The sequence below is a fragment of the Cronobacter sp. 153480017-3 genome (assembly GCF_053627815.1).
The window spans coordinates 651909-672221 of sequence record NZ_JBSEYN010000001.1 but is presented as its reverse complement, the minus strand read 5'-3'; the positions used below and the strand labels follow the sequence as shown (position 1 = coordinate 672221).

At 57.6% G+C, this 20313-nt stretch carries 20 protein-coding genes; 17 read left to right on the top strand and 3 right to left on the bottom strand.

Annotation, left to right across the window (positions count from 1 at the left end):
• The first annotated feature begins 183 nt into the window (after positions 1 to 183).
• Positions 184 to 597, top strand: a complete 414-nt coding sequence (gene yedD / locus ACUW6V_RS03300) for a lipoprotein YedD (protein WP_097565762.1) — start codon at positions 184 to 186, stop codon at positions 595 to 597.
• 269 nt (positions 598 to 866) lie between these two features.
• On the opposite strand, the gene fliT is transcribed toward yedD, so the two are convergent.
• Genes fliT through fliD form a run of 3 tightly spaced genes read right to left on the bottom strand, consistent with a single transcriptional unit; the run spans position 867 to position 3079 of the window.
• A complete protein-coding gene (fliT, locus tag ACUW6V_RS03295; RefSeq protein WP_105539792.1) occupies positions 867 to 1229 on the bottom strand; it encodes a flagella biosynthesis regulatory protein FliT in 363 nt (120 codons plus the stop codon).
• Entirely contained in the window at positions 1229 to 1639 is a 411-nt protein-coding gene (gene fliS / locus ACUW6V_RS03290) for a flagellar export chaperone FliS (protein WP_007850993.1), read from the bottom strand. Before fliS ends, fliT begins: the two co-directional genes overlap by 1 nt.
• Positions 1640 to 1648: 9 nt before the next feature.
• Positions 1649 to 3079: a flagellar filament capping protein FliD gene (gene fliD / locus ACUW6V_RS03285; RefSeq protein ID WP_164996968.1), complete on the bottom strand. Its 1431-nt coding sequence runs from the start codon at positions 3077 to 3079 to the stop codon at positions 1649 to 1651.
• A 436-nt stretch (positions 3080 to 3515) separates the two neighbouring features.
• On the opposite strand from fliD, the gene ACUW6V_RS03280 reads away from it, so the two are divergent.
• From ACUW6V_RS03280 to dcyD, 16 genes are all read left to right on the top strand, one after another.
• A complete protein-coding gene (locus ACUW6V_RS03280; RefSeq protein WP_007776089.1) occupies positions 3516 to 4352 on the top strand; it encodes a flagellin N-terminal helical domain-containing protein in 837 nt (278 codons plus the stop codon).
• Between the two features lie 212 nt (positions 4353 to 4564).
• The gene (locus ACUW6V_RS03275; RefSeq protein WP_454037992.1) at positions 4565 to 6052 is read left to right on the top strand and encodes a hypothetical protein; all 1488 of its coding nucleotides are present in this window, start codon (positions 4565 to 4567) and stop codon (positions 6050 to 6052) included.
• A 21-nt stretch (positions 6053 to 6073) separates the two neighbouring features.
• Complete coding sequence (locus ACUW6V_RS03270) at positions 6074 to 9424, top strand: O-linked N-acetylglucosamine transferase family protein (RefSeq protein WP_454037991.1); 3351 nt, start codon at positions 6074 to 6076, stop codon at positions 9422 to 9424.
• A gap of 69 nt (positions 9425 to 9493) precedes the next feature.
• Complete coding sequence (locus tag ACUW6V_RS03265) at positions 9494 to 10627, top strand: DegT/DnrJ/EryC1/StrS family aminotransferase (protein WP_007850978.1); 1134 nt, start codon at positions 9494 to 9496, stop codon at positions 10625 to 10627.
• The gene (locus ACUW6V_RS03260) at positions 10624 to 11262 is read left to right on the top strand and encodes an acetyltransferase (protein WP_012124410.1); all 639 of its coding nucleotides are present in this window, start codon (positions 10624 to 10626) and stop codon (positions 11260 to 11262) included. The genes ACUW6V_RS03265 and ACUW6V_RS03260 overlap by 4 nt, the downstream gene beginning before the upstream one ends.
• 37 nt (positions 11263 to 11299) lie before the next feature.
• Positions 11300 to 11539 carry a hypothetical protein gene (locus tag ACUW6V_RS03255; protein WP_032988410.1) on the top strand — a complete coding sequence of 80 codons (240 nt, stop codon included), beginning with the start codon at positions 11300 to 11302 and terminating at the stop codon, positions 11537 to 11539.
• Positions 11540 to 11555: 16 nt separating this feature from the next.
• The gene (locus ACUW6V_RS03250; protein ID WP_032988482.1) at positions 11556 to 12302 is read left to right on the top strand and encodes an SDR family NAD(P)-dependent oxidoreductase; all 747 of its coding nucleotides are present in this window, start codon (positions 11556 to 11558) and stop codon (positions 12300 to 12302) included.
• A gap of 12 nt (positions 12303 to 12314) precedes the next feature.
• Positions 12315 to 13058 (top strand): SDR family NAD(P)-dependent oxidoreductase, encoded by a 744-nt coding sequence (locus ACUW6V_RS03245; RefSeq protein WP_012124413.1) that lies wholly within the window; start codon positions 12315 to 12317, stop codon positions 13056 to 13058.
• Positions 13055 to 13201, top strand: a complete 147-nt coding sequence (locus ACUW6V_RS03240; RefSeq protein WP_012124414.1) for a hypothetical protein — start codon at positions 13055 to 13057, stop codon at positions 13199 to 13201. The genes ACUW6V_RS03245 and ACUW6V_RS03240 overlap by 4 nt, the downstream gene beginning before the upstream one ends.
• Positions 13198 to 14613 carry an AMP-binding protein gene (locus ACUW6V_RS03235; RefSeq protein WP_454037990.1) on the top strand — a complete coding sequence of 472 codons (1416 nt, stop codon included), beginning with the start codon at positions 13198 to 13200 and terminating at the stop codon, positions 14611 to 14613. Before ACUW6V_RS03240 ends, ACUW6V_RS03235 begins: the two co-directional genes overlap by 4 nt.
• Positions 14606 to 15688 carry a LuxE/PaaK family acyltransferase gene (locus tag ACUW6V_RS03230; protein WP_161574415.1) on the top strand — a complete coding sequence of 361 codons (1083 nt, stop codon included), beginning with the start codon at positions 14606 to 14608 and terminating at the stop codon, positions 15686 to 15688. Before ACUW6V_RS03235 ends, ACUW6V_RS03230 begins: the two co-directional genes overlap by 8 nt.
• Complete coding sequence (locus tag ACUW6V_RS03225) at positions 15672 to 16874, top strand: acyl-CoA reductase (protein WP_454037989.1); 1203 nt, start codon at positions 15672 to 15674, stop codon at positions 16872 to 16874. Before ACUW6V_RS03230 ends, ACUW6V_RS03225 begins: the two co-directional genes overlap by 17 nt.
• 132 nt (positions 16875 to 17006) lie before the next feature.
• A complete protein-coding gene (locus ACUW6V_RS03220) occupies positions 17007 to 17726 on the top strand; it encodes an RNA polymerase sigma factor FliA (RefSeq protein ID WP_004387973.1) in 720 nt (239 codons plus the stop codon).
• Between the two features lie 60 nt (positions 17727 to 17786).
• Entirely contained in the window at positions 17787 to 18335 is a 549-nt protein-coding gene (fliZ, locus tag ACUW6V_RS03215) for a flagella biosynthesis regulatory protein FliZ (RefSeq protein WP_004387974.1), read from the top strand.
• Positions 18336 to 18420: 85 nt separating this feature from the next.
• Entirely contained in the window at positions 18421 to 19221 is an 801-nt protein-coding gene (gene tcyJ, locus ACUW6V_RS03210) for a cystine ABC transporter substrate-binding protein (protein WP_454037988.1), read from the top strand.
• A 94-nt stretch (positions 19222 to 19315) separates the two neighbouring features.
• Positions 19316 to 20308 carry a D-cysteine desulfhydrase gene (gene dcyD / locus ACUW6V_RS03205; RefSeq protein ID WP_202631332.1) on the top strand — a complete coding sequence of 331 codons (993 nt, stop codon included), beginning with the start codon at positions 19316 to 19318 and terminating at the stop codon, positions 20306 to 20308.
• Positions 20309 to 20313 lie beyond the last annotated feature (5 nt).

The following is a 20313-nucleotide window of genomic DNA, read 5'->3' as shown; positions in this document are numbered from 1 at the left end:
CAGACGGAACTAAAAGGCGCTGTGAGCGCGCAAAAGAAGCCCGCATCTTACGCCGCTGGCGGCTTTCGCACAGCAAAAATTCGGCAAAAGTGAATCTGGATCAATTCCCGCGCCGCCGCGTTGGGGTGGAAGCGTTAATGCTTTAATGCCACAATCTTTTTTTCTTCACGGGCAGGACAAACGATGAAAAAAATCGCACTGGGATTGATGATGCTGGGGCTGAGCGGATGCGTTCAGGTGGAGAATTATAACGAGGTGGTGAAAACGCCGCCGCCTGCGGGGATGGCGGGGTACTGGCAGTCGAAAGGGCCGCAAAGCGAGCTGGTAAGCCCGGAGGCGATCGCGAGCCTGGTGGTGACGCCTGCAGGCGATACGCTTGACTGCCGTCAGTGGCAGCGGGTGATTGCGCTGCCAGGGAAGCTGATGCGTCGCGATGATACCCTTTATAACGTGACCAATAAGCTTGAGGTTTATAAGCTTTCGCGCGAGGGCGATACGCTGGAATACGCCGGGATGACGCTTGAGCGCGTGAACCGTCCGACGACCGAGTGCGCGGATTTCCTTACCAAAAATCCGCTGGATACGCCGCTGCCGTAACCGTGCGTTGGCAGTGAAAGTGAGCCTGGCGCGTATCTGCGTGCCGGGCTTTTTTATGGGCGTCTGGCGGCGGGTGCGCTGCGCTTACCCGCCCTACGGGCCGGAATGTCTTTTGTAGGGTGGGTAAGCGTAGCGCACCCACCACCAGGCCAAACGCTCACCATCAGGCAAAACCCTGCTTCACACATCACACTGAAATATTCACATTCCCGGACGGGAGAAAAGCGCAGGGCCGCGGCGTTAACACCACGGCCCTGAATGACAGGAAATTATTGATTGAAATCGTTTGGCATTAACACATTGCCAGAAAGCTTACCGTAGGCGGATACCAGCGATTTCTGATTGCCGTTCTGCTCAATCAGCACGCGTAACTCTTCCATCCGCGCCTGAAGCTTGATTTTCAGCGCCGCTTCGTTGGCCAGCACTTTCGAGAGCAACTCACGTGCTTTTTCCTGAAATACGCTGTTATCCGGCTCGATTGGGTTGCGGGCAATCGCTTCCACCAGGGTAACGTACTTTACTTCCTGTTCAATCAGCTCATCCCACTGTCCTGAGTTCGCCAGGCTGAGCATGGTATTACTAAGCGCGTACAGCGCCTGCCAGTTGTTTAGGGATGAGATGAAATCATTCATCAGAACGTTTCCTGCGCGAGAGTGGTGCCGGGACCAATCTGCTTCCAGGCGTCAGCAATATTGGTCATCAGGGTTTCAACTTCATTGATGGCATCAACATCGTTACGCAGGTTCGCATGCAGTAAACGTCGCACCATGTATTCATAAAGCGAGGCCAGGTTACGCGGCAAATCGCCGCCAATATCCATATTCAGGCCAGCTTTGAGTCCGTTATCGATAATGTTAATGGCTTTAGTCAGCGCCTGACCTTTTGCCACCGTGTCGCCCTGTTCAATAAACAGGCGCGCGCGGACAAGGGCACTGAGTGCCCCGTCAAATAACATTACGACCAGCTGGTGTGGGCTTGCGCTCATTACCGCACTTTCCAGGCCTACCTGCTGATAGGCCTGAACACCAGAGCTATTGTACATATCCGTTCCTTAACTGCTTGAAGAGGAGAACTGTTTAGTCAGGTACGTTGAGGTGCTGTTCAGTTTGTTTACCAGGGAATCCAGGTTGCTAAACTGTGACTTATAACGCGCCATGGTGGCTTCAATGGAAGCTTCCATCGCGGTATAGCGCTTATCCAGCGATTTCAGCGTGTCGTTAATACTGTCTTTCGCATTCTGAATAACGCCTTCTTTGCCGGTGGTGGTGCTCAGCATAGAGGTCAGGGTGTTATTCATCTGCGTGGCCATACCGGTCGCTTTACCGTCACCCACGAAGTACGCCTGAACGGCGTCCGGGTTTTCGGTCAGCGCTTTGGTCAGTTTCGCATCGTCAACTTTCAGTACGCCAGCGGCGCCGTCGGCAGCCAGAACCGGGTCCTGTGTGATGCCGAGCTGTGCCATGATAGCGATACTGCCGCTCTGCACCTGGGTCAGCGTGCTGCGCAGCTGAGACTGGATGGAACGTACGTTACTGTCGCCGATCAGCGCGCCGTTGTTGGAGGATTGCGTATCGCCCGCATCCACTTTGACGTACTTGGTCACAGAAGCAATGGTGGACTGCAGCGCGTTATACGCGGTCACCCAGTCGGTCACGGCCTTTTTGTTGGCGTCGGTCGCGCGGGTCACGGAGAGCGTTTCGTTAGCGGTGCTCTGCGCTTTCAGCGTCAGCGTGGTGCCCGGCAGCGCGTCAGAAATCACGTTAGTGGAACGTTCGATTTCGATATCGTTCACCACCACTTTGGCGTTCTGAGAGGCCGTCTGGATGGAGAGCGCGCCGGTTTTGGTGCTGGAATCGAAGCCGATAATCCCCTGCAGGGTATCGTCGCCGGTGACCGTGACGGTCATGTCATTGCTGGTGCCGGTGGTTTTGGAGGTCAGCATCAGGCGGAAATCGCCGTCAGACGCTTTAATCACGCTCGCGGAAACATTGCCGCCCGCTTTGTTAATCGCTTTTGCGATGCCGTTCAGCGAGGTATCGCCATCAGCCAGAGAAACGGTCAGCGGTTTGGACGTGCCCGGCTGGCTGATGGTGACGGTACGGGTGGTGCCCGTAGTGGCGCCCAGCTGCGTGGTGTTGCTGGCGATAGAGCCAGAGGTCAGCACCTGCGCTTTCGCCATCTGTTTTACGTTGACGGTGTAATCACCGGTCATCGCATCGCTGGTGGTGGTCGCCGCAAACGCGGTATTGGTGCTGCTGACCGAGGTTGAGTTCCATGTTGCGGCTTTACCGAGCGCAGCCGTCGCGGTCTGCAGGCTCTGCAGCGAGCTTTGCAGCTTGCTGTAGGCGCTTAACTGCGTGTTATAGGTCGTCTGCTGTTTGGTAATAACCGTCAGTTTGGTTTGTTCTGCCGCTTCCAGCTTGTCATACAGATCGGCAAGCCCAAGATTCGAGCCTACCCCGAGATTACTGATTGTAGCCATGCGTGATTTCCTTGAAGTCGATGGTCGTTTCAGTCTCTTATCGGCGACGCAAAGCAAAAGTTTACTCCCGGCGCTAAAAAAATAATCCCTGGAATAGATGATGCAGACGCAGGCTATTGAGCCGATAGCCTGCCTTAAGTGAAATATTTCCCTTCTTTATATGTCTGCAAAAAAGTCAGAAAAAAATGACCAACCCGCATTAATAATGAAGGAAATGGCAGCCAGAATTTATTTATACAATACATAAGAAAAATCTTAGTTCTGAGACTTATAAAAAGACATTAAATAAAACGATTCTTTAAAAAACAATAACATGTAAATTTTTTGAGTTTGTTTCTAAAGTCTTTTTAAGAAGCGTCGATAACCTTGTTGACGGTGAGAGACGCCGTGAGTGTTAGGCACCGAACCTAAACCCAATTTTTGAAGGAATTAAATTATGTCAGTTATCAATACTAACCTTTTGTCCCTGACCACTCAGACCAACCTGAACAAATCTCAGTCTGCTCTGGGCACTGCTATCGAGCGTCTGTCCTCTGGTCTGCGTATCAACAGCGCGAAAGACGACGCTGCTGGCCAGGCGATTGCTAACCGTATGACCTCTCAGGTTAAAGGTATGACCCAGGCTGCTCGTAACGCAAACGACGGCATCTCCCTGGTTCAGACCGCTGAAGGTAACCTGAACGAAATCAACACCAACTTACAGCGTATCCGTGAGCTGGCTGTTCAGGCTGCAAACGACACCAACGGTTCTACCGACCTGACTTCCATCAACACGGAAATCACTCAGCGTCTGTCTGAAATCGACCGTATCGCTGGTGGCGCTAACTTCAACGGCAAAAAACTGCTGGACGGTTCTGTAAGCACCGCTCTGAAAATTCAGGTTGGCGCTGGTACTTCTTCTAACGATACCATCTCCATCGACAGCAACGCGCTGATCAACGCAACCTCCGGTACTCTGGACTCTGCGCTGAGCACCTCTATCGCAGACAACTCCTCTGCACAGGCTGTGATTTCTGCTGCTGACGCTGCTATCGCTAAGATCGATACCGCGCGTTCTAACATGGGTGCGATTCAGAACCGTTTTGAATCTACCATCAACAACCTGAACAACTCTATCAACAACCTGTCTGCGGCACAGTCCCGTATCCAGGACGCTGACTACGCGACCGAAGTTTCTAACATGTCTCGCGCTCAGATCCTGCAACAGGCTGGTACTTCTGTACTGTCTCAGGCAAACCAGGTTCCGCAGTCCATGCTGTCCCTGCTGCGTTAATAGACGCTCAAGCTTTCAAAAAGGTTGCTGGAAACAGCAACCTTTTTTTTTGCCTGTCATTTATCGGCATTTACCTTAAATGCAATCTCCAAAATAAGCCGCTATTCGCGGGGTTTTTCACTCCATTATGCCCGCGCCCCCGATGTTACCCTTTCAGGAAAGCTTCCTTTTTGTGTGCCGCGAAGGGAATCCACCCCCAGGTTGCGACAGATATGGCCGGGTTGACTGGCAAAACGCCGTCGCGCGTTGCAATTAATGATGAGTTAAAACCGATGAATCAGTTTGCCCAGTGTCGTGCAATGCATCAGTACTACCGTGACATCTTCACCCGCACTATTTATCTCCCTGAAGCGGATGTGATGCCGTCGCATCTGGTGGCGGAAGTGTTGCACTTCTGGAGCACCGATTATGCCGCGATGGAGCCCGCCATTATGGCGGCGCCAGTGCCGCCCGAACTGGAGGCTGAAAAAGCGCTGGCGATTAAACATCTGCTGTGCGCCGCGACGCTTGCTAATCAGGCGTTCGACAGTAAAAAGCAGGGGCATCAGATTGCCGCCGTGGAAGGTTTCGGCGATCGAGTGACCGCGCACGTGGTGGAAGCGCTTAAGCGCGACGACGCGGTCAATCTTGTCGTCGCCGCCATTCAGCTCCTCTTTCGCGTGGGCGAAATCGACGGCGCGGTCTTTTTAATCTCGAATCATCTCTCGCGGCTCAGCAACAGCGCGCCGGTTCTGAAAATTCTGCTGCTCATCTGCCTGATGGAAGAAGACTACAACCAGGCGCAGGTGGTGATTCAGGCGCTGACCAGCGATTCTTCCTTAATAGAGGAAGAGTCACTGGTGCTGCTAATGATCGTTTGTGGCATTTATAAGCTTGGCGGCTGCCCGGATTCCTTTATCGATTTCCGCCCGCTCAATGAACCGCTGCCGCTGCCGGATTACAGCCGTTACACCTGGCACATTCCGAAAGCCGCCACCGGTAACACCACGGTGCTGATCTCCTGCGATCCGAACTATTTCTTCGATCACGCCCAGGCGCTGGTGGCGTCGGTCTATGACACCAACGGCACTGCGCTGGATGTGCATCTGCACATCTATAACTGCGACGCGCGCTGCGAGGCACGCGTGCGCGAGATGCAGGCGGCGTTTCCTGGCCTGAACTTTTCTCTCAGCAGTGAAGTTATCGCGCCGGTGCGCGGCATTAACGTGCATTACGCCTCGCGCCGTTTTGTTTTCCTGCGCTACGCGCTGGAGCAGTTCGACGCGCCGGTGATACTGCTCGATGCCGACTGCCTGGTGCGCAAACCCTGGGCTGATGTGCATACGCGTCTTGACGACGCTGACCTGATCCTCACCTGCAGCGATGGCGCGCCGCTCTGGGAGCGCGTGCTGGGTGCCTTTATCTATGCCCGCCCGACGCAGGCGAACTTCCGCTATCTCGATATCGTGGCCCGTTTTATCGACCGCAACCTGGCGGCGGAAAACAACGAGTGGTTCCTCGATCAGGTGGCGCTTTCATTTGCGCTCGACACTTTGCCTGCTGTTGAACAGATGCAGATACGCAGGGAGGAGGCTTCACGGCTGGTGTGTATCAACCATACGCCAGACGCATTCGCCTGGATGGTTACAACGGTTAAAAATGGCAAGGGTTCATTCAGCGATTATAAAACCAGTCTGATGGCGAAATACCTCAGCGCATAAACTCTCTATTTATTAAAACGGATGAATGATGTGAAGACGCTCTACCCGGAACACCGCATTAGCCCTCTCGCGCTGCACGCCAGCGCCGCGCTTAACCACGTGGCGGCGGCGTCGCCTGCGTTCGCACGCGTGCTGGAGATTGGCTGCGGGGCAGGCGAGACGCTCATCGCCCACGCCCGCGCCTGGCCGAACAGCATCGCGCTTGGGATCGATCTTGACGAAGCGCGTATCGGTGAAGGGCAGCAACAGATCCAGGCAAGCGGGCTGACCAATATTGAGCTGTTCGCCGCGGGTCTTGGCGATCTGCTGGCGGTGTCGCCGGGCGAGTTTGACTACATCATCATTCATGGGCGTTTTTCTCACACCGACGACGACACGCGCGACGCGCTGCTGCGCTGGTGCCGTCAGCATCTCTCTGCGCAGGGCATCATTGCGTATCACGCGACGCTTGCAGAGAACGACGATGACGCCACGCTTCGCGACGCGCTCGCGTTCCACAGCCAGCGCGCCGCAACTCACAATGAAAAGCTCGCCTCGGCGCGTGCCATGCTTGGATATCTGGCGATGACGCTGCCGGATGGCGCGCTCAAAACGCGGGTGCTGGCGGCGGAAGCGCTGGACGATGCGTCGCTGATGCAGCGCTATCTGGCAGACGATACGGCTGCCCGCAACTACACCGATTTTGCCCGCGACATGCAGGCGCTGGATCTGGCATGTATCGGCGATGCGCTCCCGCAGGCCGATCTTGCCGCGTGCTATGGCGAACGCCAGCAGCAGCTCCATGCGATGATCGCCGGGCCGCGCGATCGCCATAGCGCGCGCCAGTACCTCGATTTCGCGGTCAACCGCCGCGAGCGCTTCACGATGCTCTGCGCCAGAGACGCGGCAGAGCCATCCTTCGTGCCGGATCTGGCCATGCTGGAATCCCTGCACTGGGCGGGCAACTTCACCCGCGTGTTCACGATTAATGGAAACGTCGTCAGCGGCCATATTTCACAATCCGGCGTGCCGGTGCGTACGGAAAACCCGGTGACGCTGCAAATTCTTGACGTGCTGGCGGGCGCCTGGCCGATGAGCCTCAGCGTCGAACAGCTGATTTTTAACTGCCGCCTGCCGGAGCGTCCGGGCGACGACACCCGCAAGCAGGTGCTGGAGTCGCTGCGCGATCTCTTTCTCAATAATCTCGACGGGCTGTTCTGGAGTGCCGTACCGGGGCCGTATAACCTGGCGGAAAACGATGTGCTGGCACCGGTCGTGCCGCTGCCGGTGACCGATGAAGAGAGCCGCGTGCTGAACCTGTGGGGCGAGGCGGTTACCGTTACGCCCGTACACTGGCGCTGGCTGCGCGACGGCATGCGCACGACTGACGATGACGCCTGGGCAAGTTTTACCGCGCTGCGTATTCGCGGCGTGCTGCAAGGCACACCGCTCGCCTGGAAAAATGCCATTCAGCCGTTTCTGCGCACCGGCAACGTGGCGTGGCTGAAACAGTGCCTGAATACGCTGTTGCTCTTAAGCGTCAGCGAGCGGCGCGGCGGTCTGCTGCAAAGCGAAGCCAATATGGACGCCGACAGCCAGACCGACAGCAGCGAGATGGATGCCGTCTATGCAGAGGCCAACCGGCTGATTGTCAAAGGTATGGCAAAAGAAGCGCGCGAGTATACCCGCGAACTGCTGGCGCAGGACCCGCAGAATATGCACATCCTGCGCTGCTATTCACGTACCTGCGTGCTGACCGGCGCGTGGGACGAGGCGCTGGACGCGCTCTGCCGCCTGATGGGCCATTACTTCTCAAGCCTCGACATCTATTACGATCTGGCGACCGCGCTGCAAAAAACGCTCGATCACTTTAACGCCAAAAAAGTGGTGCAAGGGCTGCTGCGCCTCGATGAGAAAAACGCGGGTTTCTGGAATTCGCTCGGCACGCTCTACCACGCGCGTGGCGACATGACGCTTGCTGAAAAATGCGCCCGCGAGGCGTTCCGCTTCCAGCCGCGCAACCCGCGCTATCTGGCCATGATGGGCGTGGTGCTGAGCGATAACCAGAAGCTCGACGAAGCGCGTTATTTCCTGGAGAAATCCCTGGAACTGTCGCCTGAAGATTTTGACTGCTTCACCAGCCTGCTGTTTGTGCTGACGCACGACAACCGCGTCAGCGCGCAGGAGCTGCTCGCGAAGCACCGCGATTATGGCGAGCGCGTTACGGCGTACGCCGAACGCTTAGCGCTCAATCTGCCGCTTAATAATGAGAAAGATCCGCACCGTAAGCTGCGCGTCGGGTTTGTCTCGGGCGATTTGCGCACGCACCCGGTCAGCAACTTCCTGCTGCCGTTCTGGGAGTCGTTTGACCGCACGCAGTTTGAACTGGTGGGCTATAACGCCGCGCCGATGCATGATGAGGTGACCGATCACCTGCGCGCGGGCGCGGTGTTGTGGCGCGATGCGTATCAGTTAAGCGATCGCGAGCTGGCGCGCCAGATCAACGACGATGGCGTGGACATTCTTATCGATCTCTCCGGGCATACCACCTGGACGCGGCTGCCGATGTTCGCGCTGCGCCCGGCACCGCTGCAAATGACCTGGATTGGCTACCCTGGCACGACGGGCGTACCGGCGATGGATTACCGCCTGCTGTCGTCTACGCTTGCAAGCCCCCCAGGGCTCGCGGAGCAGTTTACCGAGCAGATCCTCTGGGTGCCGATGCGCAAAATTTTTGAGCCGCACCCGCAAAGCCCGGATGTGAATCCGCTGCCGGCGCTGCGTAACGGCCATCTTACGTTTGCGAGCTTCAACCGCCCGAAAAAGATTAACGATGAAGTGCTCGAACTCTGGGCGCAAATTCTGGTGCGTGAACCCAGTGCGAAGCTGCTGATGGGCTTTATGGCCGATGACGAGATGATTGCCATGATGACGCGCCGCCTGACGCATTTCGGCGCGCGCCCCGAACAGCTCATTTTCAGAACGCGCACCGGGCTTATCGAATATCTCGAATACCACCATCACATCGATATTTTGCTCGACGCCTTCCCGTATACCGGCGGTACCACCACCAACCACGGCGCGTGGATGGGCGTGCCGACGCTCACGCTTTGCGGTGAGACGATGGCGGGGCGTCAGGGCGTTGAAACAATGAATGGCTACGGACTGCCGGAATTTGTGGCGAACGATAAAGCAGACTACGTCGAAAAAGCGCTCTCCTGGCAGGGCCGCTTTGAGGAACTGAACGCGATTCGTCTCTCCATGCGCAGCCGCATCCCGACGAATAACGCCGACGGGTTCCGGGTGGCTGAGACCTTTGAAAAAGGGCTGCGCGAGGCGTGGAAAATTTACTGTACCGGAGAAGCGCCGCGTTCGTTCTTCGTTGAGGAATAACGCGTCGCGACGGCATTACCCATACCGGCCGGGGCCGGCAACGTTTGGTGTAAAACACCGAGGTGTATCATGCAAAATCTATTTGTCACCAGCCCGCTGCTGCCGCCGCTGGAAGAGTTTATCCCGTATCTTGAGCAGATCTGGGAAAACAAATACCTGACCAACGGCGGTCCGTTTCATCAGGAGCTGGAAACGCGGCTCGCGGAGTATCTCGGCGTGGAACACCTCTGCCTGTTTTCCAACGGCACGCTGGCGCTCCTGACCGCGCTGCAGGCGCTGCGCATTACGGGTGAAGTGATCACCACCCCGTATTCGTTCGTCGCCACCTCCCACTCGCTGCTGTGGAACGGCCTGACGCCGGTTTTCGCCGATATCGACCCGGTCACCTGCAACATCGATCCGAACAAAATCGAACAGCTGATCACGCCAGCGACCTCGGCTATCCTGCCGGTCCACTGCTACGGCCTGCCGTGTGACGTCGACAAAATTCAGTCCATCGCCGACGCCTGGGGCCTGAAGGTGATTTACGACGCCGCGCATGCGTTTGGCGTGAAGAAAAACCACCAGAGCATCCTGAACTGCGGCGATCTGTCGATTCTGAGCTTCCATGCGACCAAAGTCTTCAATACCTTTGAAGGCGGGGCGATCATCTGCCCGGACGCGCGCATGAAACAGCGCATCGACTACCTGAAAAACTTCGGCTTTGCCGGGGAAACGACCGTTGTGGCACCGGGCATCAACGCCAAAATGAATGAAGTGCAGGCGGCATTCGGCCTGGTGCAGCTTGGGCATATCGATAACGCGCTGGCGAACCGCGCGGCAATCCATGACCGCTACTGCGAGTGGCTTGCTGATATCCCTGGCATCGAAACCTTCAGCGCGCCGGATGATGTGGAGTGGAACCACTCTTACTTCCCGATCCGCGTGAACGACGACTTCCCGGTCAGCCGTGACGCGCTCTATGAAGCGCTGAAAGCCGAAAATATTTACTCACGCCGCTACTTCTACCCGCTTATCAGCGCGTTCTCGATGTACCGACATCTGCCATCGGCGCAGCCGCAACACCTGCCGATAGCGACCGGTATCGCCGAGCGTATTTTGTGTCTGCCGATTTTCCCGGATCTGACCGAAGAGGATCAGCGCCGCGTGGTGGACGCTATTCGCGCGCAGGCCGCGCTCGGCCTTGCGGAGAAAGTGGCATGAAGCTTGGCATTTACGGCGCGGGCGGGTTAGGGCGCGAGGTGCTGATGCTGGCGCGCGCCATTAACCAGTGCACGTCGCGCTGGAGCGAGATTTTCTTTATTGACGACGTAACCGACGCGCAGGAGGTCTACGGCGCGGCGGTGGTGCGTTTCGACGCGCGTCCGGCGGAGTGCGAAGTGGCAATCGCCATTGGCGAACCGGCGCTGCGCCAGCGTCTGGCGCAAAAGCTCGCAGGCAACGCGCCGCTTGCGACGCTGATTCACCCGAATGTCGATGTCCCGTCGCAAAGCGAGATCCGCGCAGGCGCGATCCTCTGCGATGGCGCTTTTATCTCTTGCGGTGTGACGATTGGCAAAAACGTACTGGTCCTGCCGCGCGCCTGCGTCGGTCACGACTGCGTTATAGGGGAAAATAGTGTCGTATCTGGCATGGTGGCGCTGGCGGGCCACTGTGTAGTGGGCGAGCGCGTATTCATCGGTATGAATAGTTGCGTAAAAGAGCAGACCCGCATCGGCGATGACGCCATCGTCGGAATGGGTTCTGCGGTATTCAGCGACGTGGCGGACGCCACGATCGTACTGGGCAACCCGGCCAGGGCGATGCGCCAGAATACCGAAGGCAAGGTATTTAAATAAGCGCCGCGACAGAACATTTTTTATCTGGAGTATGACCATGACGAACTTAGTGAAGTACAACACCATTTTTATGGAAACCTTTGAAGTGCCGGAAGAAATGCTGGCGGATTACAAATATCAGGACACCCCGTCCTGGGATTCCGTAGGCCACATGACCATGATCGCCGCACTGGAAGAAACCTTCGACATCATGATGGATACCGAAGACATCATTGACTTTACCTCCTGGCAGAAAGGCAAAGAGATCCTGCAAAAATACGACGTAGAAATCGCCTGATATGACGGAGGTCAGCATGCTGCTCGTGGGAAAAAACGCGGTGATCACCGGCTGTCTGCAGGGGATCGGCAACGCCACGATGGTCGCTTATGCGCGGCACGGGGCGAATATCTTCGCCTGCGTTCAGCAGGAAGACGCGGCGTTCAGCGCGCAAATCGCTGAACTTTCTTCGCAATATGGCGTGACCATCACGCCGGTCTGCTTTGATCTGCTGGACGACGCGTCCATCAAGCAGGCGGCGATGGCGATTCAGAAAGCGAAAGTGCCGGTAGATATCCTGGTGAATGTGGCGGGCGTGACGCTCGATGCGCTGTTCCCGATGGTCACTATGGAGCAGTTGCACAAGACCTTCGCCATCAACTTCTTTTCACAGATGGTGTTCACCCAGTACCTGACGCGCCTGATGCTGCGCAATAAACGCGGCAGCATCATCAATATCTCGAGCATTTCCGGCCTTGACGGCAACAGCGGGCAGCTCGCCTACGCGGCGTCGAAAGCCGCGATGGTGGCGGCGACCAAAACGCTCTCCATTGAGCTGGCACCGCAGGGCATTCGCGTGAACGCGGTGGCGCCAGGCGTTATCGCCACGCCGATGACTGAAAACCTCGCAAGCGACGTGGTGGAAAGCAAGCTCGCGCAGAGCGCCCTGCGCCGCACGGGGCGTGCCGACGAAGTGGCCGACACGCTGGTGTGGCTTGGCTCTGACGCGGCGAGCTTTGTGACGGGCCAGGTGCTGCGCGTCGATGGCGGGATCGGTTATTAAAAGGGGAAGCCCATGTTGTTGAAAGAGAAAAACGTCATTATCACCGGTTGCGCGCGCGGTATCGGGCGCGCGATGGTGGAGGCTTTCGCCGCCGAAGGCGCGTGCATTTACGCGCATGCGCGCAGCGAAACGCCGGAATTTTTGGCTGATATGGCAGCGCTTGCCGATCGTTACCAGGTGGAGATCTGGCCGCTGTGCTTTGACCTGACCGATAACGACGCGATGAAAGGCGCGGTGAAACGGCTGATGAGCGACAAACGTCCGCTGCACGCGCTGGTTAACAACGCGGGTGTTATCTGGAACGCGCTGTTCCAGATGACCACGATGCAGACGCTGCGAGAACAATTTGAGGTGAATTTTTTCTCGCTGTTCAGCCTGACTCAGATGGTGTCAAAGCTGATGACGCGTCAGCGTTTTGGCAGCATTGTGAATATCGCCTCGACTGCCGCCGAAGATGGTAATTCAGGTAAAGCGGCCTATGGCGCGGCCAAAGCGGCAGTGGTCGCGCTGACCCGCACGATCGCCACAGAGCTTGGCGAGCAGGGGATTCGCGCCAACTGCATCGCGCCGGGTATGACTGAAACCGACATGCTTTCAGCCATGCCGGATTACGTTATCGAAGAGACCCGTAACAGCACCGATCTGCGCCGCCTCGGCGCGCCGCAGGAGATAGCCGCCGCCGCCGTCTGGCTGGCGTCTGATCTTTCATCGTATGTAACGGGCCAGACGATACGTGTTGATGGTGGCATGCGATGAACTGCTGTGCTGCTAACCAAGTTCAGATCGATTTCTTCATTCCGCAGGGCTACGGCCCGGCGGGCGAATACGCCTGGATGCTGGAGCAGTGCGGCCTGACCGCGCCACAGGTTACACAACAGATTCTGGATGCGGTGTTATGACGGATGCGCCTTTCTGGCAACTGACACACGCGCCGCGCGACGCCGTGGCGCTGACTGAAGATGGCGGCGCGACGCTCTCGTATGGCGAGCTGGCCGAGCGCGTGGCGCAGGTGCGCGCGCATCTGCCTGCCCGCGCGCTGATGTTTTGCTTTTGCGAAAACAGCGCGGGGTCGCTCACCGGTTATCTCGCGGCGCTCAACGCCCGCGCGGTGCCGGTGATGCTCGACGGCCAGCTCGATGAGACGCTGGCTGATGCGCTGTTCGCGCGCTGGCGGCCGGGGTTTCTCTGGCTGCCGGAAGGCCGCGCGTGGCCGGGCGAGGTGCTGCTGCGCCAGGACGGGTATCAGCTTATCGCGACGAACGAGCCGGCACCGGCGATGGACGACGCGCTGGCGCTGCTGATAACGACCTCCGGCTCGACCGGCAGCCCGAAACTGGTGCGCCAGAGCTATGACAATCTTCTCAGCAACTGCGCGAGCATTTGCGACTATCTGGCGATTGACGCGAACGAGCGTCCACTCGTCTATCTGCCGATGAACTATGTGTATGGTTTATCGGTGATTCATTCCCACCTGGCGCAGGGCGCGACGCTGCTGATGACCCGCAGCGGCCCGGTGCAGCCGGGTTTCTGGGCGTTTGTGAAAAGCCAGCAGGCCACATCGCTCGCGGGCGTGCCTTACACCTTCGAAATGCTCAATAAACTGCGCTTTATGCGCATGACGCTGCCGTCGCTGCGCACGTTGACGCAGGCGGGCGGCAAGCTCTCTGCAGCGCTGCATGAGGCGTTCGCCGCCTGGGCGCAGGCGCAGGGCAAGCGTTTTGTGGTGATGTATGGCGCGTCGGAAGCGACCTCGCGAATGGGTTATCTGCCCGTGGAGCACGCGGCGGCGATGCCGGGCGCGATGGGAGTCGCCATTCCGGGCGGGCGCTTTACGCTTGAAGATGAAAACGGCGCGGAAATCACCGCGGCGGGTGTGGCTGGCGAGCTTATCTATTACGGCCCGAACGTCTGTCATGGTTATGCGCTGGAACGGGCATGTCTCGCGCGCACCGATGAGTTTAAAGGGCGGCTCGCGACAGGCGATCTGGCCCGCCGTGACGACAACGGCATTTACACCATCGTCGGGCGTAAAAAACGGTTCCTGAAAGTATTCGGCAACCGCGTTGGGCTCGATGAGCTGGAACAGCTGGTGAAAAACCGGTTTGTGGGGCTGGAGTGCGCGACAGGCGGCGTTGATGACCGCATCACGCTGTTTCTGACCGATGAAAGCCAGGCCGAAACGGTTAAAAGCTGGCTGGCGCAGACCTGCCAGTTACACCACAGCGCGTTTCGCGTGGTGATCCTGGAGGCTATCCCGAAAAACGCCGCCGGAAAAACGCTTTATGCACAACTGGAGGCGCTCAGTGCTTGATTACGCGCAGTGGTTACAGCAACCCCCTTATTCGCTGGCGCGCGATGAAAAGCGCGCGCTGATGACGCAGCGCCTGCAATGGCTGACGGAACATCACCGCGCGAACTGCGCGCCGTACCGGGCGATGCTTGACGGCCTTGGCGTGGATGTCGCCGCGCTGAGCGCGCCGGAGGATGTGCCGTTTCTGCCGGTGTCGCTGTTTAAAACCCTGACGCTTGCGAGCATGCCGCCCGACGAAGCCGTGAAGGTGATGACCTCATCCGGCACCACGGGCCAGGCGGTGTCGCGGATCTATCTGGATAAGCAAACGGCGGCCAACCAGCAGAAAACGCTGGTGAAGATCGTCAGCGCCTTTACCGGCGCGGGGCGTTTGCCGATGCTTATCATCGACGCGCCGTCGGTACTCAAAGATCGCACCATGTTTTCCGCGCGCGGCGCGGGCATTCTGGGGTTTTCAATCTTCGGGGCCGATCGCGCCTTTGCGCTTGATGACGAGATGAATCTCGATATTGACGGTATTACCGCGTTTCTTGCGAAACACGCGGGCAAGCCGGTGCTGCTGTTTGGGTTCACCTTTATGATCTGGCAGCATTTCTGGCGCGCGCTTTCGCAACGCGGCCAGCGGATCGATCTCAGCCAGGGCATTTTGATCCACGGCGGCGGCTGGAAAAAACTCGCCAGCGAAGCGGTGTCGCCGCAGGAGTTCGCGCGCCGTCTGCACGACGTGTGCGGGCTGACGCGGATTTATGACTATTACGGCATGGTGGAACAGACCGGATGCATTTACATGCAGTGCGAACACGGACACCTGCACGCCAGTATTTTTTCCGATGTGATTATCCGCGATCCGCACGATTTCTCGGTGTGCCCGCCGGGACGCGCAGGGATCGTACAGGTGCTGTCGCTGATCCCGGAATCCTATCCGGGGCATTCGCTGCTTACGGAAGATGAGGGCGTTTTGCTTGGCGAGGATGATTGCCCTTGCGGGCGGCACGGTAAATATTTCCGCATCAACGGACGCCTGCAACAGGCCGAAATCAGAGGATGTAGCGACACTTATGCAGCCCAGTTTTGACAAACTCACTTTTCTGCTGGGCGACGCCGCACAGCTCGCCGTCCTTGAGCGTTTTCGCCCGCGCGCGCCGTTTGATGACGAGACGCTGACGTTTTTAAGCGAATTTTCCCGGAAGCTGCTGGCCGACCCGCGCGTGCGCGCCTACAGCGATGTGGTGAGCCTCGCGTTCTGGTGTCGTCCGGCGTCGCTTGAAAAATTGCGCCAGGAATTTATGCCGCAGGGCATTACCCAGGGCCGCGGCGTGGCGTTTCATATCGCGCCGTCCAACGTGGCGGTGAATTTCGCGTTTTCGCTGGCGGCGGGGCTGCTTACTGGCAACGCCAATATCGTCAGGCTCTCCTCAAAACCGTTCCCCCAGACCGCGCTGATTTGCGACGCGCTGAAAGGGGCACTGGCACAGGTGCCGTCGATGGCTGGTAGCCTCTGTCTGGTGCAGTACCCGCACGACGCGGCGCTGACGGATTATTTCTCCGCGCTCTGTGACGCGCGGCTTATCTGGGGCGGCGATCGCACGATCAGCGAGGTGCGCCGCTCGCCGCTGCGCCCGCGCGCGGTGGATATCGCCTTTGCGGATCGTTACTCCTTTGCGGTGATCGACGCCGACGCGTGGCTTGCGGCACCTGATAAAGCGCGCCTGCTGGAAGCGTTTTATAACGATACCTTGCTGACCGCGCAGCAGGCGTGTACGGCCGCGAAAATGGTGGTGTGGACCGGCGAGCGTACCGATGAAGCGCGCACGCAGTTCTGGCCCGCTTTTCGCGACTGGTGCGGCGAGCGCTACGCGCCGCTGCCTGCGACCGCCGTGAGCAATCTGGCGTGGTTTTGCGCCCAGACTGTCAACGATCCGACGCTCAGGCGCATTGCGCAGCCGGATAATCGTCTTTTCCTGGCGCAAACTGACGCGCCGGATGGCGCGTTGCTGGCGGATCATCACCAGAGCGGCGTGTTTATTGAATATGTGGCGCAGGATCTGCTGGACATCGCGCCGCTGTGCGGGGAGAAGTGCCAGACGATCGTCTCGTATGGCGTCGATCCTGAGGAATTTCAACGCTTTCTGGCGATCGCGAAACCGCGCGGCGTCGATCGCGTGGTGCCGCTGGGGCAAAGTATGCAGTTTTCTTTGCTGTGGGACGGGTATCCGCTGGCCGATATGCTGACCCGCCGTTTAACTTTAATTTCTTATTAATCAACTTATTTTCAGTGATTTAGCGCATAACCTGAAAATAACCCCTTATTTAGACCATTATTCTCCCGATTAAAAAGCGCTGTAGAATTAGATAATCACGCCGATAACTCAACTAACGCAGGGCTGTTTATCGTGAATTCTCTCTATACCGCTGATGGTGTAATGGATAAACACTCGCTCTGGCAGCGTTATGTCCCGCTGGTGCGTCACGAAGCGTTGCGCCTGCAGGTGCGTTTGCCGGCGAGCGTCGAACTGGACGATTTGTTACAGGCGGGCGGCATCGGCTTGCTGAATGCTGTAGAACGCTACGACGCCCTGCAAGGAACGGCATTTACCACTTACGCAGTGCAGCGTATACGTGGCGCGATGCTGGACGAGCTACGCAGCCGTGACTGGGTGCCGCGCAGTGTCCGACGCAACGCGCGCGAGGTGGCGCAGGCAATAGGCCAACTGGAGCAGGAACTGGGACGTAACGCGACGGAACTGGAGGTCGCAGAGCGACTGAGTATCCCGCTTGAAGAATATCGTCAGATGTTGCTCGACACGAACAACAGTCAGCTGTTCTCGTATGACGAATGGCGTGAAGAGCATGGCGATAGCATCGAACTGGTGACGGAAGATAACCAGAACGAAAACCCGCTGCATCAACTGCTGGAAAGCAATTTGCGCGAGCGTGTTATGGAAGCGATTGAATCGCTGCCGGAGCGCGAGCAGATGGTGCTGACGCTGTACTACCAGGAAGAGCTGAATCTTAAAGAGATTGGCGCGGTACTGGAAGTGGGCGAGTCAAGGGTGAGCCAGTTGCATAGCCAGGCCATCAAACGTCTGCGTACCAAGCTGGGTAAGCTATAGGTTGTTGATTCGTCATCATCCTGGTAATGCCGCACACAGGAACGACAACCAGGAGTTATCATGACGGCGCAGCAACCTAAAAGGCGGCCCCTGAGCCGCTACCTTAAAGATTTCAAGCACTCACAGACGCATTGTGCGCATTGTCACAAGCTGCTGGATCGCATTACGCTGGTTCATCGCGGCGAAATTGTGAACAAGATAGCGATCGCTGCGCTCGACACGCTGCTTGACGAGGCCACCTGGGAGCAGGAAAAGCAGGACTGGGTGGCACTTTGCCGCTTCTGTGGCGATCTGCATTGTAAAGAGCAGAGCAACTACTTCGATATCATCGGCTTTAAGCAATATCTCTTCGAGCAAACCGATATGAGCCACGGCACGATCCGCGAATATGTGGTGCGCCTGCGCCGTCTCGGCGCGCATCTCACCCAACGCCAGGTGCCGCTCTCGCTTGCCCGTCAGGATAATCTTGACGAGCATCTTGAGGCGTGGCTGCCGCTCACCAGTACCAACAATTATCGTATTGCGCTTCGTAAGTATGCCCAGTATCAGCAGCTCTCGTCATTGCCGACAGAGAAAACCGACTCAACGGCAACTTCTGATATATATTAAAAACGCATAAGTTGTAGCACAGTGGTTTTGATTTCTTTGCGTAACTACTTACACTAGCACTTAATTTCGTTAATTTGGGGTACTTATGAAACTTGCACTTTTGGGTCGTCAGGCGCTGATGGGCGTTATGGCGGTCGCGCTGGTCGCGGGCATGAGCGTGAAAACCTATGCTGCGGAAAATTTGCTGAATAAAGTTAAAGAACGCGGCACGCTGCTGGTGGGGCTTGAAGGCACTTATCCGCCGTTTAGCTTCCAGGGCGATGACGGTAAGCTGACCGGCTTTGAAGTGGAGTTCGCCGAGGCGCTCGCGAAGCACCTGGGCGTGAAAACCTCGCTTAAACCGACCAAATGGGACGGGATGCTGGCGTCGCTGGACTCTAAGCGTATCGACGTGGTGATTAACCAGGTCACCATCTCCGATGAGCGCAAGAAAAAATATGATTTCTCAACGCCGTATACCGTTTCCGGTATTCAGGCGCTGGTGAAGAAAGAGAAGGCGGACAGCATTAAAACCGCGGCCGATCTCAAGGGTAAAAAAGTGGGTGTTGGTCTTGGCACCAACTACGAAGAGTGGCTGCGCCAGAACGTGCAGGGCGTGGATATCCGCACCTATGACGACGACCCGACCAAATATCAGGATCTGCGCGTAGGCCGTATCGACGCCATTCTGGTGGACCGCCTGGCGGCGCTGGATCTGGTGAAGAAGACCAACAACACGCTGGCCGTGGCCGGTGAACCGTTCTCTCGTCAGGAAGCGGGCGTGGCTATCCGCAAAGGCAACGACGATTTCGTCAAGGCCGTTGATAACGCCATCGCCGAGATGCAGAAAGATGGCACGCTCAAGAAAATCTCTGAGAAGTGGTTTGGTGCGGATGTAACCAAATAACGCCTTTGCTGCGCAAAAAAGGTGCTGATATCAGCGCCTTTTTTTATGCCTGCGAAAAATTGCTGCATAATGACGGTTTAACCGCTGAACTGGCATGAGGTTTACCATGCAAAATCTTACCCGCTATGCGCGCCTTGAGCTTATTGGCGCGCCCACGCCGCTGGAGTTTCTGCCGCGCCTGTCTGACTACCTGGGCCGCGAAATTTTCATCAAGCGCGATGACGCGATGCCGGTGGCGATGGGCGGCAATAAGCTGCGCAAGCTGGAGTTTCTGGCAGCCCAGGCGCTGCGCGAAGGGGCCGACACGCTGGTGACGGCGGGCGCGATACAGTCGAACCATGTGCGCCAGACGGCGGCGGTGGCCGCGCGCCTCGGCCTGCACTGCGTGGCGCTGCTGGAAAACCCGATCGGCACGCGCGAAGAGAATTACCTCACTAACGGCAACCGGCTGCTGCTGGATCTCTTTAATGTGCAGGTCGAGATGTGCGACGCGCTGGACGCGCCAGACCAGCAGCTTGACGAGCTGGCGGTGCGCCTTGAAGCGCAGGGCTTCCGGCCTTATGTCATTCCGGTTGGCGGCTCGAACGTGCTGGGCGCGCTCGGCTATGTCGAAAGCACGCTTGAGATCGTGCAGCAGTGCGAAGGCGTTGTGCGCCCGTCATCCGTAGTGGTCGCCTCCGGCAGCGCCGGTACGCACGCGGGGCTTGCCGTCGGGCTGGAGCAGGGGATGCCGGAGGCTGAACTTATTGGCGTGACGGTCTCGCGAAGCGTCGCCGCGCAGAAGCCGAAAGTTGTCGCGCTGCAGCAGGGCGTTGCTAAAGCGCTGGAGCTGGAAGCGCGCGCCGATATTTTACTGTGGGATGACTATTTTGCGCCGGGTTACGGCGTGCCGAACGACGAGGGCATGGAAGCGGTGAAGCTGCTGGCGCGTCTCGAAGGCATTTTGCTTGACCCGGTTTATACCGGCAAAGCGATGGCGGGGCTCATTGACGGCATCGCACAGAACCGTTTTAAAGATAACGGCCCGATTCTCTTTATTCACACCGGCGGCGCTCCGGCGCTGTTCGCGTACCATCCGCATGTCTGAAAACG